Annotated in this window: 17 protein-coding genes; 15 read left to right on the top strand and 2 right to left on the bottom strand. The window is 58.1% G+C overall.

The genetic code is table 11. The features are described from left to right. The first annotated feature begins 36 nt into the window (after nt 1-36). From ACR0M9_RS01085 to ACR0M9_RS01125, 9 genes are all read left to right on the top strand, one after another. On the top strand, nt 37-915 hold the full coding sequence (locus ACR0M9_RS01085; protein WP_480772654.1) for a lysophospholipid acyltransferase family protein: 879 nt from the start codon (nt 37-39) through the stop codon (nt 913-915). A gap of 8 nt (nt 916-923) precedes the next feature. Then, nucleotides 924-1,733 (top strand): glutamate racemase, encoded by an 810-nt coding sequence (gene murI / locus ACR0M9_RS01090; RefSeq protein ID WP_209596136.1) that lies wholly within the window; start codon nt 924-926, stop codon nt 1,731-1,733. A 94-nt stretch (nt 1,734-1,827) separates the two neighbouring features. Continuing rightward, a complete protein-coding gene (argC, locus tag ACR0M9_RS01095; protein ID WP_480772655.1) occupies nt 1,828-2,856 on the top strand; it encodes an N-acetyl-gamma-glutamyl-phosphate reductase in 1,029 nt (342 codons plus the stop codon). A 7-nt stretch (nt 2,857-2,863) separates the two neighbouring features. Further along, nucleotides 2,864-3,310: a cytochrome c maturation protein CcmE gene (ccmE, locus tag ACR0M9_RS01100; protein WP_209504023.1), complete on the top strand. Its 447-nt coding sequence runs from the start codon at nt 2,864-2,866 to the stop codon at nt 3,308-3,310. A 116-nt stretch (nt 3,311-3,426) separates the two neighbouring features. Then, nucleotides 3,427-4,038, top strand: coding sequence for a holin-associated N-acetylmuramidase (locus ACR0M9_RS01105; protein WP_480772656.1), 612 nt, complete (start codon nt 3,427-3,429; stop codon nt 4,036-4,038). Next, nucleotides 4,029-4,607: a holin family protein gene (locus ACR0M9_RS01110; RefSeq protein ID WP_480564897.1), complete on the top strand. Its 579-nt coding sequence runs from the start codon at nt 4,029-4,031 to the stop codon at nt 4,605-4,607. The genes ACR0M9_RS01105 and ACR0M9_RS01110 overlap by 10 nt, the downstream gene beginning before the upstream one ends. A gap of 75 nt (nt 4,608-4,682) precedes the next feature. Further along, a complete protein-coding gene (locus tag ACR0M9_RS01115) occupies nt 4,683-6,647 on the top strand; it encodes a heme lyase CcmF/NrfE family subunit (RefSeq protein ID WP_480772657.1) in 1,965 nt (654 codons plus the stop codon). Then, entirely contained in the window at nt 6,644-7,099 is a 456-nt protein-coding gene (locus ACR0M9_RS01120) for a cytochrome c-type biogenesis protein (RefSeq protein ID WP_480505293.1), read from the top strand. Before ACR0M9_RS01115 ends, ACR0M9_RS01120 begins: the two co-directional genes overlap by 4 nt. A gap of 76 nt (nt 7,100-7,175) precedes the next feature. After that, nucleotides 7,176-7,952, top strand: coding sequence for an enoyl-CoA hydratase-related protein (locus ACR0M9_RS01125; RefSeq protein WP_480485732.1), 777 nt, complete (start codon nt 7,176-7,178; stop codon nt 7,950-7,952). Between the two features lie 6 nt (nt 7,953-7,958). Here the strand turns inward: ACR0M9_RS01125 and bmt are convergent, their stop codons facing one another. Continuing rightward, nucleotides 7,959-8,972: a betaine--homocysteine S-methyltransferase gene (bmt, locus tag ACR0M9_RS01130; RefSeq protein ID WP_480772658.1), complete on the bottom strand. Its 1,014-nt coding sequence runs from the start codon at nt 8,970-8,972 to the stop codon at nt 7,959-7,961. Between the two features lie 124 nt (nt 8,973-9,096). Beyond that, complete coding sequence (locus tag ACR0M9_RS01135) at nt 9,097-9,417, bottom strand: DUF1476 domain-containing protein (protein ID WP_267364605.1); 321 nt, start codon at nt 9,415-9,417, stop codon at nt 9,097-9,099. 186 nt (nt 9,418-9,603) lie between these two features. Between ACR0M9_RS01135 and purC the strand changes: the two genes are divergently transcribed. From purC to ACR0M9_RS01165, 6 genes are all read left to right on the top strand, one after another. Further along, nucleotides 9,604-10,359 (top strand): phosphoribosylaminoimidazolesuccinocarboxamide synthase, encoded by a 756-nt coding sequence (gene purC / locus ACR0M9_RS01140; RefSeq protein ID WP_209504015.1) that lies wholly within the window; start codon nt 9,604-9,606, stop codon nt 10,357-10,359. Between the two features lie 285 nt (nt 10,360-10,644). Further along, nucleotides 10,645-10,875 carry a phosphoribosylformylglycinamidine synthase subunit PurS gene (purS, locus tag ACR0M9_RS01145; RefSeq protein ID WP_475195336.1) on the top strand — a complete coding sequence of 77 codons (231 nt, stop codon included), beginning with the start codon at nt 10,645-10,647 and terminating at the stop codon, nt 10,873-10,875. Between the two features lie 3 nt (nt 10,876-10,878). After that, nucleotides 10,879-11,922 carry a zinc-dependent alcohol dehydrogenase family protein gene (locus tag ACR0M9_RS01150; protein ID WP_480772659.1) on the top strand — a complete coding sequence of 348 codons (1,044 nt, stop codon included), beginning with the start codon at nt 10,879-10,881 and terminating at the stop codon, nt 11,920-11,922. Between the two features lie 11 nt (nt 11,923-11,933). Next, complete coding sequence (purQ, locus tag ACR0M9_RS01155) at nt 11,934-12,602, top strand: phosphoribosylformylglycinamidine synthase subunit PurQ (protein WP_267364602.1); 669 nt, start codon at nt 11,934-11,936, stop codon at nt 12,600-12,602. Nucleotides 12,603-12,671: 69 nt separating this feature from the next. Continuing rightward, complete coding sequence (locus ACR0M9_RS01160) at nt 12,672-14,417, top strand: sensor histidine kinase (protein WP_480481076.1); 1,746 nt, start codon at nt 12,672-12,674, stop codon at nt 14,415-14,417. 12 nt (nt 14,418-14,429) lie between these two features. Beyond that, nucleotides 14,430-15,764: a sigma-54-dependent transcriptional regulator gene (locus ACR0M9_RS01165; protein ID WP_480476731.1), complete on the top strand. Its 1,335-nt coding sequence runs from the start codon at nt 14,430-14,432 to the stop codon at nt 15,762-15,764. Nucleotides 15,765-16,026 lie beyond the last annotated feature (262 nt).

Below are 16,026 nucleotides of genomic sequence, written 5' to 3' on the forward strand. Positions count from 1 at the left end.
TGCACTTATTTTGCAGGCAGCAAACCGGAGACCCATATGCCTTCCCGTCGTCATGCCGTTCGCGACATTTCCTATGCGCATTCCGCCGAAACCAAAGGTGGGCGGATGGTTATCAAGCTGATGGAGAACACGACGGGCCGTATGCGCCTGATCAAACGCGCGGACGGGTACGAGAAAGACGTTGCCAATGGGCGCGACTTTTGGGCTGTGATGGTCGAACGCTATGGGCTGACACTGGACGTGGAGGGGGGATCGCTTTCGAATATCCCGAAAGACGGTCCTCTGATCCTGATTGCCAATCATCCCTACGGAATTCTGGATGGCCTGATGATGGGACATATCCTGTCCGAGACGCGGGGTGATTTCCGCATTCTGGCCCATCGGGTGTTTCGCAAGGCCGAAGACCTGAATCGCATCATTCTGCCAATTTCGTTTGATGAAACGAAAGAGGCGATGCAGCTGAACCTTGAGACCCGCAAAACCGCACTCACATATCTGAGCGAAGGCGGGGCGATCGGCATTTTTCCCGGCGGGACGGTCAGCACCGGGGTTAAGCCGTTTTCCCACCCCATGGATCCGGGTTGGCGCGGGTTTACCGCGCGGATGGTGGCAAAATCTAATGCCACAGTTGTTCCGGTTTTCTTTGATGGCCACACGTCTCGTCTGTTTCAGATCGCCAGCCATCTGCACAGTACTTTGCGGATGGGCCTGCTGATCAAAGAGTTCAAGAAACGCGTTGATACACCGGTGAAGGTCGTAGTCGGAGAGCCGATCAGGCGCGACATTCTGGACCCGCTCAGCAAGGATACGCGCAAGATGATGGATTTCCTGCGCAAAGCCACGTATGAGCTGTCTCCAACGCCGTTGAAGTCTTATGATTACGGCTATGAGTTTGAGGAACGGCATCGCGCCTGAGTGATCTAATGGCAGTAGGTATCTTTGATTCCGGTTTGGGCGGTCTGACCGTCCTGAGTGCCGCGCAGCAACGTCTGCCGGACGTTGATTTCCTGTATTTTGCAGATAGTGCACACGCGCCATACGGTGTGCGTGATGCCGAGGATATCTATCAACTGACCCGCAAGGCGGTTCAGGATCTGTGGTCGCGTGGCTGCAATCTGGTGATTCTGGCCTGCAACACGGCCAGCGCCGCAGCGTTGCGGCGCATGCAGGAAGAGGGCGTGCCCAGCGGCAAACGCGTTCTTGGCGTTTTTGTCCCGTTGATCGAAGCGCTGACCGAACGGCAATGGGGCGACAATTCTCCGCCGCGCGAAGTGGCCGTCAAACATGTGGCATTGTTTGCAACGCCTGCCACGGTATCCAGTCGGGCCTTTCAGCGTGAATTGGCCTTTCGGGCCATCGGTGTGGATGTCGAGGCACAGGCCTGTGGCGGCGTTGTGGATGCCATAGAAGACGGCGACATGATCCTGGCCGAAGCCTTGGTGCGCAGCCATGTGGATGCGCTCAAGCGCAAGATGCCGGAACCTCAGGCCGCTATTCTGGGCTGCACGCATTACCCGTTGATGGCCGAAGCATTCCAGGCTGCGTTGGGTGAAGATGTGCAGGTTTACAGCCAGGGTGCGCTTGTTGCTGACAGTCTGGCAGATTACCTGCAACGTCATCCCACCATGTTGGGCGAGGGCCCAAGTGGTTTTCTGACAACGGGCAAACCCAATGTTGTCAGCGACCGGGCGACGCAGTTCCTCCGACGACAAATCACGTTCCAGGCTGCCTGACTTAGGTCAAGGACGCAGCCGCTCTGCTTCCCTTATTTCAAGGCCGTCGCATCGGCGGTCGAAACATGTGACACTCAAGTGAAAGAGGTCTGAAATGACCCATAAAATCGCAATTCTGGGCGCTTCGGGCTATACCGGCGCTGAACTGGTGCGGCTGATCGCCGAGCACCCGAACATGGATATCGTCGCGTTGGCCGCCGAACGTAAGGCTGGCATGACAATGGCGCAGGTCTTCCCGCATCTGCGCCACTTGGATCTGCCGGACTTGTGCAAAATCTCCGAGATCGACTTTGCGCAGGTCGACCTGTGTTTTTGCGCCTTGCCGCACAAAACCAGTCAGGAAGTGATCCGGGACTTGCCGAAAGGCCTGAAAATCATTGACCTGTCCGCAGACTTCCGGCTGGCAGACCCCGACGAGTACGAAAAATGGTACGGTAATCCGCATACCGCGCTAAAACAGCAGGAAGAGGCGATCTATGGTCTGACCGAGTTCTACCGCGAAGACATCAAGAGGGCACGGCTTGTTGCGGGTACCGGGTGCAATGCGGCGACCGGGCAATATGTTCTGCGGCCACTGATATCCGCCGGGGTCATTGATCTGGACGATATCGTTCTTGATCTGAAATGCGCCGTATCAGGGGCAGGGCGGTCACTGAAGGAAAACCTGCTGCACGCTGAACTGAGCGAAGGCAGCAATGCCTATTCCGTCGGAGGGACACACAGGCATCTTGGCGAGTTCGATCAGGAGTTTTCGAAACTTGCCGGTCGGGCTGTGCATGTGCAGTTCACGCCTCACCTTATTCCTGCAAACAGGGGTATTCTGGCCACAACCTATGTGAAGGGTGACCCGCACAGCATCTACGAAACGCTTGCCAAAGCCTACGCGGACGAGCCGTTCATCCAGATGCTGCCGATGGGTGAGACCCCTTCGACCCACCATGTGCGGGGGTCGAATTTCTGTCACATCGGTGTTGTGGCGGATCGGATTGAGCGGCGCGCAATTGTGATTGCGGCGCTGGATAACCTGACAAAAGGTAGCAGTGGGCAAGCCTTGCAGAACGCGAACCTGATGTTAGGTGAAGATGAAACTCTGGGCCTGATGATGGCCCCACTTTTCCCGTGAGGATGGTATGAAAACGCTCAAGAAACGTCGGCGTGTACAAGTCATTCTGGTGGCAGTTGTTGCCTTGGTGGCGGCAACTGCGTTGATTGGTTGGGCATTGCAGGACGGGATCAACTTTTTCCGCTCGCCCAGCGAGGTGATTGCAGAGCCGCCGAAACCGACCGAAGTGTTTCGGATTGGCGGCTTGGTCGAAGAAGGCTCGATCATCCGCGGACAGGGCGAAACCATCCGTTTTGTTGTAACGGATGGCGGCGAAAGCGTTCCGGTCTCGTTCACAGGTGTTCTACCTGACCTTTTCTCGGAAAATCAGGGAATGATCGGCACGGGAAGTTACGTGAACGGCGTCTTTGAAGCGACTGAAATTCTTGCCAAACATGATGAGACCTACATGCCGAAAGAGGTCATGGACGCTCTGAAAGAGCAAGGTGTCTACAAAGGCGCGGAAGAAAGCTGAAGCCGTTTGAATCTGTTACGGAGCGTTGCGTGCATGGTGCATGCAGCGCTCCGTTTCGTTTTAAATCATTAATATCTGTCGGAAACGGTGTGGCCACCTAACGTTACGAGGGTGGTATGCAAACGGTTCGGCAAATTGCCAAAGAGATTGTGGCCCGTGAAGGGGGCTTTGTTGATGACCCCGACGATCCGGGCGGGGCAACCAAGTTCGGGGTCACGATTCACACCCTGCGCAGGCTGGGTTTGGATCTGACTGGCGACGGCCGGGTTGACGAGGCGGATGTGCGCGCAGTGTCCCCTCGGCAAGCGGTCGACATCTTTGTGCAGCACTATTTCGACAAGCCGCACATTGCGGAGCTTCCCGAAACCCTGCATGCTTCGGTTTTCGACATGTATGTGAATGCCGGTGCGCAGGCGGTGAAGATCCTTCAGCGGCTGCTACAGGAAATGGGGTTTAACGTCACCGCCGACGGCGTGATAGGCCCGCAAACCGTGGCGGCCTGCAAAAGCGCGGCGCAGCCAGAGCCCGATGTCCTGCGCGACGCCTACGGGATTGCGCGGCGAAACTACTATTTTCGCCTTGCTGATCAGCGGCCTGCATCCAGAAAATACGCGCGTAGCCGATCAGGCGGCAAAGGTGGCTGGATAAAACGGGCCGAAGAATTTCTTTCGCCGCGTTATCATCTTTCGGACAGCGAATTTACCAGAAGGATCGCGGCATGGGGCTGATTTCAGGTGTGCTGGCGCTTTTGTTTGGTAACGGGCGCAACGTCTTACAGGAAACCGCAGAACTCTATCGTGAAAACACCGAAGCAGGCGCAGTACGCGCCAATGAGATTCAAACTCAGGCCATGGTGCAGTTCGGTAGCGAATTTCAGGCACCTCAGAAGGGTCTTTTTGACCGTGTCATGGACGGCGTGAACAGGTTACCGCGCCCGGCGCTGGCATTGGGAACGCTTGGCTTGTTTGTTGCCGCCATGGTCGACCCAATATGGTTTGCCGCACGGATGCAGGGCATAGCCTTGGTCCCAGAGCCGCTGTGGTGGTTGCTGGGCGTGATCGTATCGTTTTACTTTGGCGCGCGTCACCAAAGTAAAATGCAGGATTTTCAGCGGGATATCCGCTCAACCATGACGCAACTGCCAACGGTCATGAGCAATATCGAGGCCTTGCGCACGATGCAGAGCGACAGCCCGGGAGTTGCTGATCCCGGTCCGGATGCTGTGCTGAACAGCGATGTCATACGTCCCGAGGAAAACCAGGCGCTGAACGATTGGCGAAAGCTTCGCGGTATCTGACCCGCGACACTTTGTGCGTGCAGAACAAGCTAAAGGTCATGGCCCCCGGTTCCGCACCGGCGTATATTCCGGGGCATGATTACAGAGCTTGGCCACTTCACCCTGATCCTCGCGTTCTTTGTCGCAATTGTGCAAAGCGTTGTTCCCCTGATCGGCGCCTCAAAACGCTGGGCCGGCTGGATGGGCTTTGCAGAGCCCGCCGCGATCGTCCAGTTCCTGCTGACAGCGTTTGCATTTGGTGCATTGATCTGGGCGTTTGTAACGTCTGACTTCTCCCTCAGGATTGTGGTCGAGAATAGCCACACAGCAAAGCCGATGCTGTACAAGATCAGTGGAACATGGGGCAACCACGAAGGATCTATGCTGCTGTGGGTGCTGATCGTCACCCTGTTTGGTGCGATGGCGGCCTTCTTTGGTGGTGGCTTGCCACCGACACTCAAAGCCCGTGTTCTGGCCGTTCAATCGGCTATTGCCGTGGCGTTTTTCGGTTTTATCCTGTTCACGTCGAACCCGTTTGACCGGCTTGCCATCGCGCCGTTTGACGGGCGCGACCTGAACCCGCTGCTGCAAGACCCCGGGCTGGCCTTCCACCCGCCGTTTCTGTACCTCGGCTATGTCGGGCTGAGCATGGCATTCAGCTTTGCGATTGCTGCCCTGATCGAAGGGCGTATCGATGCGGCCTGGGGCCGGTGGGTACGCCCCTGGACGCTGGCGGCCTGGGTTTTCCTGACTATCGGTATCGCGCTGGGATCCTGGTGGGCCTATTACGAGTTGGGCTGGGGCGGCTTCTGGTTCTGGGACCCGGTCGAAAACGCGTCCTTCATGCCCTGGCTGCTGGCGGCGGCGCTGTTGCACTCGGCAATTGTTGTGGAAAAACGCGAAGCATTGAAAAGCTGGACCATTCTGCTGGCAATCATCGCGTTTGGATTTTCCCTCATCGGTACGTTTATCGTGCGTTCGGGGCTGCTGACCTCGGTTCACGCCTTTGCCAATGATCCGGAACGCGGTGTGTTCATCCTGATCATTCTGGTTTTCTTCATCGGCGGCGCGCTTACCTTGTTTGCCGCACGCGCGCAAGCGATGGAGGCCAAGGGCGTTTTTGGCATGGTCAGCCGCGAAAGCGCGCTGATCGTGAACAATGTCCTTCTGGCGGTCAGTTGCTTCGTCGTTTTTGTTGGGACGATGTGGCCGATGGTGGCCGAGATGATGTTTGACCGCAAACTTTCGGTTGGGGCTCCGTTTTTCAACGCGGCGTTTTCTCCATTCATGGTTTTGCTGGGGCTTATCCTGCCAATCGGGGCAATGCTGCCGTGGAAACGCGGTCGGCTGGGCAAAACGGCCTGGTCCCTGCGCTATGCCTTTGGTCTGGCGCTGGCGATTGCGCTGTTGGTTTGGGCAATGCAGACCGGCCGCAGCGCGTTAGGACCCGTAGGCTTGTTCCTGGGGGCTTGGATCACATTCGGTGCCGCCATTGATTTGTGGAGCCGGACAGGCCGCAATGGCAGCTTCATACGTCTGATCCGACTTCCAGGCGCCGATTGGGGTAAGGCAGTTGCCCATACCGGCCTTGGGGTGACGATCTTTGCGATTGCCGGTCTGACCGCGTGGGAGGCGGAAGATATCCGTGTAGCGCAACTGAACCAGCCGTTCGAAGTGGGTCAGTTTACACTGACATTGCAGGACGTGCGACGGGTACAGGGGCCGAACTATTTTTCAACCACGGCTGATGTTCTGGTCGAAAAGGGCGGTCGCGTCATCGGAACGCTGCATCCCGAGAAACGGGATTATCCCGTTGCACGCATGCCGACGACCGAGGCCGCGATTGACTATCGTTTTCTTGGTGATCTTTACGTCGTCATCGGGGATCAGCAGGCAGATGGCGGCTGGGTCATGCGCACCTATATCAAGCCTTTGGCGAACTGGATCTGGGGTGGATGTATCCTGATGGCGCTCGGCGGTGTCCTTAGCCTGAGCGACAGGCGGTTCCGTGTCGCCGCAGGTGCGCGCAAATCCCCCGCTGGCGGAGTACCCGCAGAATGAAACGCCTTGTATTGATCCTGCTGCTGCTGGCAGCGCCGGTGTTTGCGGTACAACCTGACGAAGTTCTGGACGACCCTGTTCTGGAGCAGCGGGCGCGCGACCTGAGTGTCGGGTTGCGATGCCTGGTGTGTCGCAATGAAAGCATTGACGAAAGCAACGCTGAACTGGCACGCGATCTGCGCTTGCTTTTGCGTGAACGCCTGGTTGCGGGTGACAGCGACGAAGAGGCTGTCGCGTTTATCGTTGACCGCTACGGCGAATATGTCTTGCTCAAGCCCACCACCAGCGGTTCGAATCTGCTGTTGTGGCTTGCCGGGCCAATCATGTTGCTGATCGCTGCCGCAGTCGGGTTGAACTTTCTTCGCACACGCGCTAGGGCGCAGGTTTCAGATGAAACCGAAGCTCTAAGCGCAGAAGAACAGGAACGCCTTCGCCAAATTCTTGAAGACTGACGTTTGGTTCTGCTTTTCCCAACCTGCCCGGACAAGTAAATGTGCTGAAACACGTGGCGCGAGGGAAAAAGTCTTCATGAATTACGAAACGGTTCTATTGGACATATCGGACGGTCTGGCGGTTCTGACCCTGAACAGACCGGACAAGATGAACGCGCTGACCACACGGATGCGGGCAGAGATTACCCACGCGATGAAAGACGCCGCGGTTAAAGCGCGTTGTATCGTTATCACCGGGGCAGGTCCGGCGTTTTGTTCCGGGCAGGATCTGGGCGATGCATCATCGACCGGTAAGATCGATCTGGAACGATCATTGCGCGACGAATACGAGCCGATGCTGGAAACCATCCACAGCTGTCCGGTTCCGACGATCGCTGCTGTAAACGGACCTGCTGCGGGGGCAGGGGCCAACCTTGCGCTGTGTGCGGATGTGGTTATTGCAACGGAAAGTGCGTATTTCCTACAGGCGTTTGCACGTATCGGCTTGCTGCCCGATGCCGGGGGCACCTGGTTCATGCCGCGCCAGATGGGCTTGGCCAAAGCGATGGGGGCGGCCTTGTTTGCTGACAAGATCAGCGCCCGGCAGGCCGAAGAATGGGGCATGATCTGGGAAGCTGTGCCCGATGATACGTTTGCCGCACATTGGCACAAAAGGGCAGAATATCTGGCCAAAGGTCCAACGGCGGCCTATGGCGCGATCAAACGTGCCATTCGCGGGACGTACGAAAACACATTGCAGCAGCAGCTTGCGACCGAGGCGCATCTTCAAGGTGAATGTGGCCGGTCGCGGGATTTTGCTGAAGGCGTGGTGGCGTTCATGGAAAAACGCCCTCCGAAATTCGAAGGGCGTTGATAAACGTTAGGCGCGGCGACGGCGACGCGTGCGGCGTTCGGGGCCTGCGTCTCCCTCGGTTCCGTCCGAAGCCGACGAAAACGGCCCCAGTGCCTCGGTGATCTGATCCAGTGTCGGACGCTCGCCGCGCGAAGTGGTATCCAGCGCTTCGCGCATTTTGCGCAGATGATCGGGCATGGTGCCGCAGCACCCGCCAATGATTGTGGCGCCCGAATCCCGCGCCATGGCAGCATACCGACCCATCAGTTCGGGTGTCCCGTCATAGTGGATATGGCCATCCACGTATTTCGGAATGCCCGCATTGCCCTTTGAGATCAGCGGGCGCTCGGTGCCTTGCGCAGCAAAACCCAGAACCGTGCGCAGGATATCCGACGCGCCGGTACCACAATTGGCCCCAAAAGCGATCGGTGGGTTTGGCAAGGTTTCAACCAAAAGCGCAAGATCGGCCGAGGTGACACCCATCATTGTGCGCCCGGCCGTGTCAAAGCTCATCGTGCCGCACCAGGGCATGTCGGCCAGTGCAAAGGCCTCGGCTGCCGCGCGGAACTCCTCGGGCGCGCTGATGGTTTCTACCCAAAGAACGTCAACCCCGCCCGCTTTCAAAGCCTCGGCCTGTTCATGAAACATTTCAACCGCTTCGGAATGCGACAGGCTGCCGACCGGCTCCATAATCTCGCCGGTGGGTCCAACCGATCCGGCCACGACAACAGGGCGCCCGGCTTTGTCTGCGACTTCACGTCCAAGTTCTGCGCCGATACGGTTCAGCTCGCCCACGCGGTTCTGCGCATCATGCAGTTTCAGACGCGCCGCAGTGCCTCCAAACGTATTGGTCAGAAACAGGTCGCTGCCCGCATCGACTGACCCCTGATACAGCGCCCTGATCTTGTCCGGAGCATCCACGTTCCACAGCTCAGGTGCATCACCTGATTGCAGACCCATGTTAAATAAGTTGGTCCCCGTTGCACCGTCCGCAAGGATGGCGTCTTTGGTGTCCAGAAGTTTGCTCAGCGCGTTTGTCATAGGGTTATTCCAGAAAAAGCGTATAAACGCTGCAAAAAAACAGAGACGCCCCATGTCTCATGACCAGGGCGTCAAATCAAATTCATAAAACTCATGAAGATCATGAGTTTTGCATTTCAGGCAATCAATGCTCGCCTTCCGCCATCACCTGTTCTTTGGCCTCAACCAGAAGCTCGGCCATTTTCGAACGGATCGTGGCTTCATCTGCAAGATCACCCAAGTAGGCTTTGACTGCCTCGACAACATCGTCCTCGCCGACATGCTGCAGGTCGGTATGAACCAGTTCCTGTCCGTATTTCCGTGCCTGTTCAACAGTTTCGCCCTTCAGCGCAGACGCCCAGACAGCCATAAAGCGGTTGCGGCGCATCCGTGCGATAAACTGCATCTTTTCGTCATGGGCGAATTTGCTTTCAAACGCGGCTTCACGTTCGTCGAATGTGGTCATTGGTTGGGGACCCCTTGGATTACCGTTTCTCACTGATGATATGACAATAGGACACTCTGGGTGCAAGGTATTTGCGCTGCGTCAAAGGCCCTCGGGGCAGCGAACTTGCGGGAACGCAGGGCTTGCACTATGAGGACGCCAACGTGAAGGGACTCATTCCCTTTCGCCAGTCTGGAAAGGTCGCTTATGGCGCGTCGCAAGAAAATCTACGAAGGCAAGGCCAAAATTCTGTATGAAGGCCCCGAGCCGGGCACCATCGTACAGTATTTCAAGGATGACGCCACCGCATTCAACGCCGAGAAGAAGGACGTGATTGACGGCAAAGGCGTGCTGAACAACCGTTTATCCGAGTTCTTTATGACCGGGCTGACCCAGATTGGCATTCCGAACCACTTCATCCGGCGCCTGAACATGCGTGAACAACTGGTGCGCAATTGCGAGATCATTCCGCTGGAAGTGATCGTGCGCAATTACGCGGCCGGTTCGATGTCGAAACGTCTTGGCATCGCCGAAGGGACGCAATTGCCACGTCCGATCGTTGAATATTGCTTCAAGGATGATGCCTTGGGCGATCCTCTTGTCACCGAGGAACACATCGCCGCGTTTGGCTGGGCCAGCCAGCAGGACATGGACGACATCCTCAGCCTTGCGCTGCGCGTGAACGATTTCCTGAGCGGCGTGATGCTGGCGGTGGGTATTCGTCTGGTTGACTTCAAGATCGAAATCGGGCGCGTGTTTGAAGGCGACTATCAGCGGCTGGTCGTTGCGGATGAAATCAGCCCGGACAGCTGCCGCCTGTGGGATATCAAGACCGGTCAGAAACTGGACAAGGATGTATTCCGCCGCGATCTGGGCAGCCTGACAGATGCCTATTCTGAGGTCGCCCGAAGGCTGGGTGTGCTGCCTGCCAGCAATGTCACCAAGCCGACGCTGATCAACTAAACACTCCTTCTTAGCAGCGCCGCCCCCTCAGGGCGGCGTTTTGCCTTTGCCAAGTTATTGGCAGAGCAGGGTGTTTGCGTGTGGCCGGGCCGTTTGATCAGATGACTATTCCGAAGTTTCCAGCCGCCGTGCCAGCACAACTACTTGGGTCCATCTGACGGCGCAGGATCGTCACCCGCCTGCGGCAAACTGCGTTTGAAACAGGGTTGTCGAAACCCATCAGGCGCGCTATCCCCCGCGCAACGAAATGGGCCTTGTATGCGGCCCTCAGGTGGAGTTGCCAAAATGAAAGCACGGGTTCATGTGATGCTCAAGAACGGGGTGCTGGACCCGCAGGGCGAAGCAGTACGGCACGCATTGGGTGCGATGGGCTTTGATCAGGTCGAAGGCGTACGTCAGGGCAAAGTCATCGATCTTGAGCTTGCCGATGGCGTGACCGAGGCAGACGTGACCGAGATGTGCGAAAAGCTTTTGGCCAACACCGTCATCGAACGCTACGAGATCGAACTGGTCTGATTGATGCGGGCCGCGCGTCTGATCACCTATCGTCAACCGCTTGAGGTGTCGACGATCCCCGACCCGGTTCCCGCCGAAGACGGTGTTGTGGTGCGGGTGCTGGCTTGCGGCGTGTGCAGGTCCGACTGGCACGCCTGGTCGGGCTCTGACCCGGACGTTGTCCTGCCCATGACACCCGGCCACGAGTTTTGCGGCGAGGTGGTCTCGGTCGGTGCGCGCGTCACACGGTGGCGTGTCGGGGACCGGGTGATTGCGCCCTTTATCCTTGCCTGTGGGCATTGCCCGGACTGCGCGCAGGGTCATCAGACAATCTGTCCGAACCAGGTCGTACCCGGCTTTACCTGTGACGGGGCTTTTGCTGAATATGTTGCCGTCGCTCATGCCGATGCCAACCTGACATCCTTGCCCGACAGCATCGCGCCCGAAATCGCTGCCGCATTGGGGTGCCGCGTAACCACGGCGTGGCAGGCGCTTGTTAGCCGGGCGCAAGTGCAGGGTGGTGAGTGGATCGCTGTCTTTGGCGGCGGCGGCGTCGGAATATCAACACTTCTTCTGGGCAAGGCGCTTGGCGCGCGTGTAATCGTTGTCGATATCGCCGAGGACAAGCTGGCCTATGCCGAAACTCTGGGCGCCGATGCGGTGGTCAACGCTGCGACATGCGATGCCCCTCAGGCGGTGAAGGACATCACCGGTGGCGGCGCCGATGTTGCGATCGAGGCACTTGGCGTCGAAGCCACGACCGTTTCCGCCATGCGATCCCTGCGCAAAATGGGGCGCATGGTGCAAATCGGAATGCCCGCAGGGGACCATGCGCAGATGTCGCTGCCGATGGATGTGCTCTATTCTGGTCAGCTCTCCGTATTTGGCACCCGCGGGATGCCAAGCTGGCGCTATCCGTCGCTGTTGTCGCTGATCGCGGGTCAAGGGGTCGACCTGAGCCCGCTGGTGACCCGGAAAATAACCCTGAACCAGGTAAGCGCCGAGCTTGCCGCTTTTGACCATCCAACGCCTCCGGGTGTTGCGGTTGTCACAGATTTTGTCTCGTAGGAGGGCCCGCCATGCGTGCAGCCGTAATCGTATTCCCCGGATCCAACTGTGACCGAGATCTTGCCGTCGCCTTTGAGCAGGCCGGTTTTCAGGTCGATATGGTCTGGCACAAAGACGCGGCTTTGCCCAAAGGTATTGATATCGTGGGTGTGCCGGGCGGGTTCTCTTACGGAGATTACCTGCGTTGCGGCGCAATCGCGGCGCAATCGCCGATTTGCAAGGCCGTGGTCGAACACACGCAACGTGGCGGTTATGCCGTTGGAATTTGCAACGGTTTTCAGGTTCTGACCGAAACCGGCATTTTGCCGGGCGCCTTGCTGCGTAATGCCGGGCTGAAATACATCTGCAAGACCGTTGGCCTAAGGGTTGAAACCAGCGACAGCGCGTTTACCAGCGGTTACAACGCAGGCGATGTGATCGGTATTCCGATTGCGCACCACGATGGCAACTATTTTGCGGATGACACGACACTGGCCGCTTTGAAAGATCAGGACCGGATCGCGTTCACCTATGCCGAAAACCCGAACGGCTCGGTCGGGGATATCGCCGGGATCCTGTCGGAAAACCGCCGCGTGCTTGGAATGATGCCGCACCCCGAACGCGCAGCAGATCAGGGCCATGGCGGCACAGATGGGGTGGCGTTGTTCCGCGCATTGTCAGGTGTGTTTGAAGCGGCGTGACTTGAGGTCTCGCCCGCCGGGGCGTAACCTTTCGCCATGAACCCCGAAGTTCGATCTGGCTGGTCAAATATGTTGAAACCGTTTCGTGGTGCACCGCTGGGCTGGCGGTTGCGGCTGGCGGTTCTTGTTCTGCTGGTCGCGACAATTGCAACGGTGTGGGTCACGAACCGGCTGTTGACCGACAGGTTCACCGAATCCACGCGCAACCGGGCGGAACTGCGGCTGACGCTGTATTCGGGCAACTTGCTGAGTGAACTGCGCCGCAACTCGATTGTTCCGCAATTGCTTGCCCGCGACCCGACATTGATTTCGGCATTGCAGTCAGGCGATTACACCCTGTCGACACAGCGCCTTATTTCATTCGTAGAAGAGATCGGCGCGGCCTCACTGGTATTGCTGGACAGCGACGGGCGCACAGTTGCCGCGACCGACCGGAACAGGTTGGGCGAGGGGCACCGGAACACGCCCTATTTTGTGGATGCGATCCGCTCGAACGCGACGATCTTCTCCGTTATTCCCAAGGATGCAGGCGGATACAGCTTTGTATATTCGCGCCGGTTGGAGAACGGGGCGGAGTTTCTGGGGGTGATCGTCGTCGAGGTTGACCTGCAGAAGTTCGAACGCGCCTGGGCCGGTATCTCGGATGCAGTGATGGTTACCGACAGCACCGGCAACATCATTCTGTCTACGGAACCCCGGTGGCGCGGGCTGGATGAGAACACGGCGATGCTGCGCCAACCTCCACAAGGTGCGATCCAGCGCGCCATCCGCGCTACAACCGATTGGACCGCGCTGCCGCCTGATGCCTATCTTCAGGGCGAAGCGGTAATGCGGATCGAGACGCGCATTCCGTTCCGCGGCTGGCAGATGACCTCGTTCACGACCTATGCCTCGATCCGGGAAAAGGTGAACAGCGTTCTGGCGCTGGAAATCATGGGGTTTGCGATTCTTCTGGCGCTTGCGTTCTATGCGTTGAGCCGTCGCGCCACGTTGCGCATGACCCTGTTCCAGCGCGAGTCGGCAGAGCTTCGCGCATTGAACGCACGGCTACAGCGGGAAATCGCTGAACGTGAACGGGTTGAAAAGACGCTGGATTTGGCGGAACAGACGCTTGCGCAAAGCTCGAAACTGGCCGCCCTGGGCGAGATGTCGGCGGCGGTCAGTCACGAGCTGAACCAGCCACTGGCGGCGATGAAAACCTATCTGGCCGGGGCCCGCCTGTTGCTGCGCCGCAACCGCCCGGAAGAGGCCCTTGCCAGCTTTGGCCGCATTGATGGTCTGATCGAACGGATGGGGGCAATTACCCGGCAGCTCAAGTCTTATGCGCGCAAGGGTGCGGATGCGTTTTCACCAGTAAATCTTGGTGAAGCGCTGGCCTCGTCCCTGTCGATGATGGAGCCGCAATTGCGTCAGCGACACGTGAAGATCACACAGATCGTACCAGAGGAACCCGTGATCGTGATGGGGGACCGAATGCGCATCGAGCAGGTCATGGTCAACCTCTTGCGAAACGCGCTGGACGCCACCAAATCAGTGGCGGAGCCAGATGTGGAAATCATCCTGGCAGCTGGTGACACGGCTGTGCTGACCGTACGCGACAACGGGCACGGAATCGAGGATATCGAAAACCTGTTCGAGCCGTTCTACACAACCAAACAGCCCGGAGACGGTGTTGGTCTGGGGCTTGCCATCTCGTCGGGGATCGTGAACGACCATGGGGGACGGCTGACTGCACGCAACGGCCAATATGGCGGTGCGGTGTTTGAAATGCAGTTGCCTGCACTGGGAAGCGACGGCCTTGAAGCCGCGGAATAACGAGGAATGACTATGGCACAAGCCATGAAAATTGCCATTGTTGACGATGAACAGGACATGCGCCAATCGATCAGCCAGTGGCTCGCTTTGTCCGGCTATGACACGGAAACCTTCGCCAGCGCGGAAGATGCGCTCAAGGTGTTGGGTCCGGATTATCCGGGGATAGTGATTTCGGACATCAAGATGCCCGGAATGGACGGCATTCAGCTTCTCAAAAAGCTGATGGGCGCTGACAGCACCTTGCCCGTGATCATGATCACCGGTCACGGCGATGTTCCGATGGCTGTCGAGGCGATGCGTGTCGGTGCATTCGATTTCCTTGAAAAACCCTTCAACCCCGACCGCATGTCTGAACTGGCCAAACGGGCCAGCAATGCGCGGCGTCTGACGCTGGACAACCGCGCGCTGCGCCGGGAATTGTCCGGCGGCACCCAGATCATGAACAAACTGATCGGTGCCAGCCCGGTTATGGAACGCCTGCGCGAGGATATCCTCGATCTAGGTCAGGCGGATGGCCATGTGCTGATCGACGGAGAGACAGGGACCGGAAAGACGCTTGTCGCACACGCCCTGCATGCGGTTGGAAGCCGTGCCGGCAAGAAATTCGTGCTGGTGTCCTGCGCGGCGCACGAGGAAGACGCGTTGGCCAAACGTCTGTTTGGGCCGATGATGCCTGAAGACGCCCAATTGCCCGCCATCGAAGAGGCGCGGGGCGGAACGCTGGTTCTGGAAGATGTCGAAGCGCTCAACGATTCCCTGCAAGCCAAGCTGCTCAGCGTGATGAACGAGCAGGGCACGCCGGCCGAGACACGCATCGTAGCGATCTCGAACCTGCAAGAGGCGGGAAAAACCTCCGAAGATGTCTTACGGCCGGACCTGTTCTACCGACTGGCCGCCTTGCGCATCACCATGCCGCCCCTGCGCCAGAGGGGCGAGGATATTCTGACCCTGTTTACCCGTCTGAGCGAGCAGTTCGCCGAAGAATACGGCTGCGATGCGCCTCAGGTAAGCGCTCAGGAAGCCGCGCAGCTGTTGCAGGCACCCTGGCCGGGGAACGTGCGCCAGTTGATCAACATTGCCGAACGCGCGGTGCTGCAATCGCGCCGTGGGTCCGGAACGATCGCCTCGCTGTTGATGTCGGATCACGAGGAAATGCAGCCGGTCATGACCACTGAAGGCAAGCCGCTGAAGGAATATGTCGAAGCCTTTGAACGGATGCTGATCGATAACACTATGCGGCGGCACAAAGGCTCAATCGCGTCTGTGATGGATGAGCTGTGCCTGCCGCGCCGGACGCTGAATGAAAAGATGGCCAAATACGGCCTCCAGCGGTCGGACTATCTGTAAACTTTGTGGCGGGGGCTCTGCCCCCGTCGCCTTTGGCGACTCCCCCGGGATGTTTTTGGCCAGATGAAGGCGATCCCGCACGCCGTCGCAGGGGCGGTGCAGTTTGCCCATTGTCTTTTCCACAGGACTGCTTTTATTGTGTCCGGACGGGCCGGGCCAGTTTTGTGTCCATAAGCCCCGAATCATTGAGTTTCGCTGCTTTGCTGATGGTGATGACGGATTGTTCGCCGCAAAGCAGACCGATTGTGCCTCATTTGGGGCA

The sequence above is a fragment of the Ruegeria sp. CH2 genome, assembly GCF_056537065.1.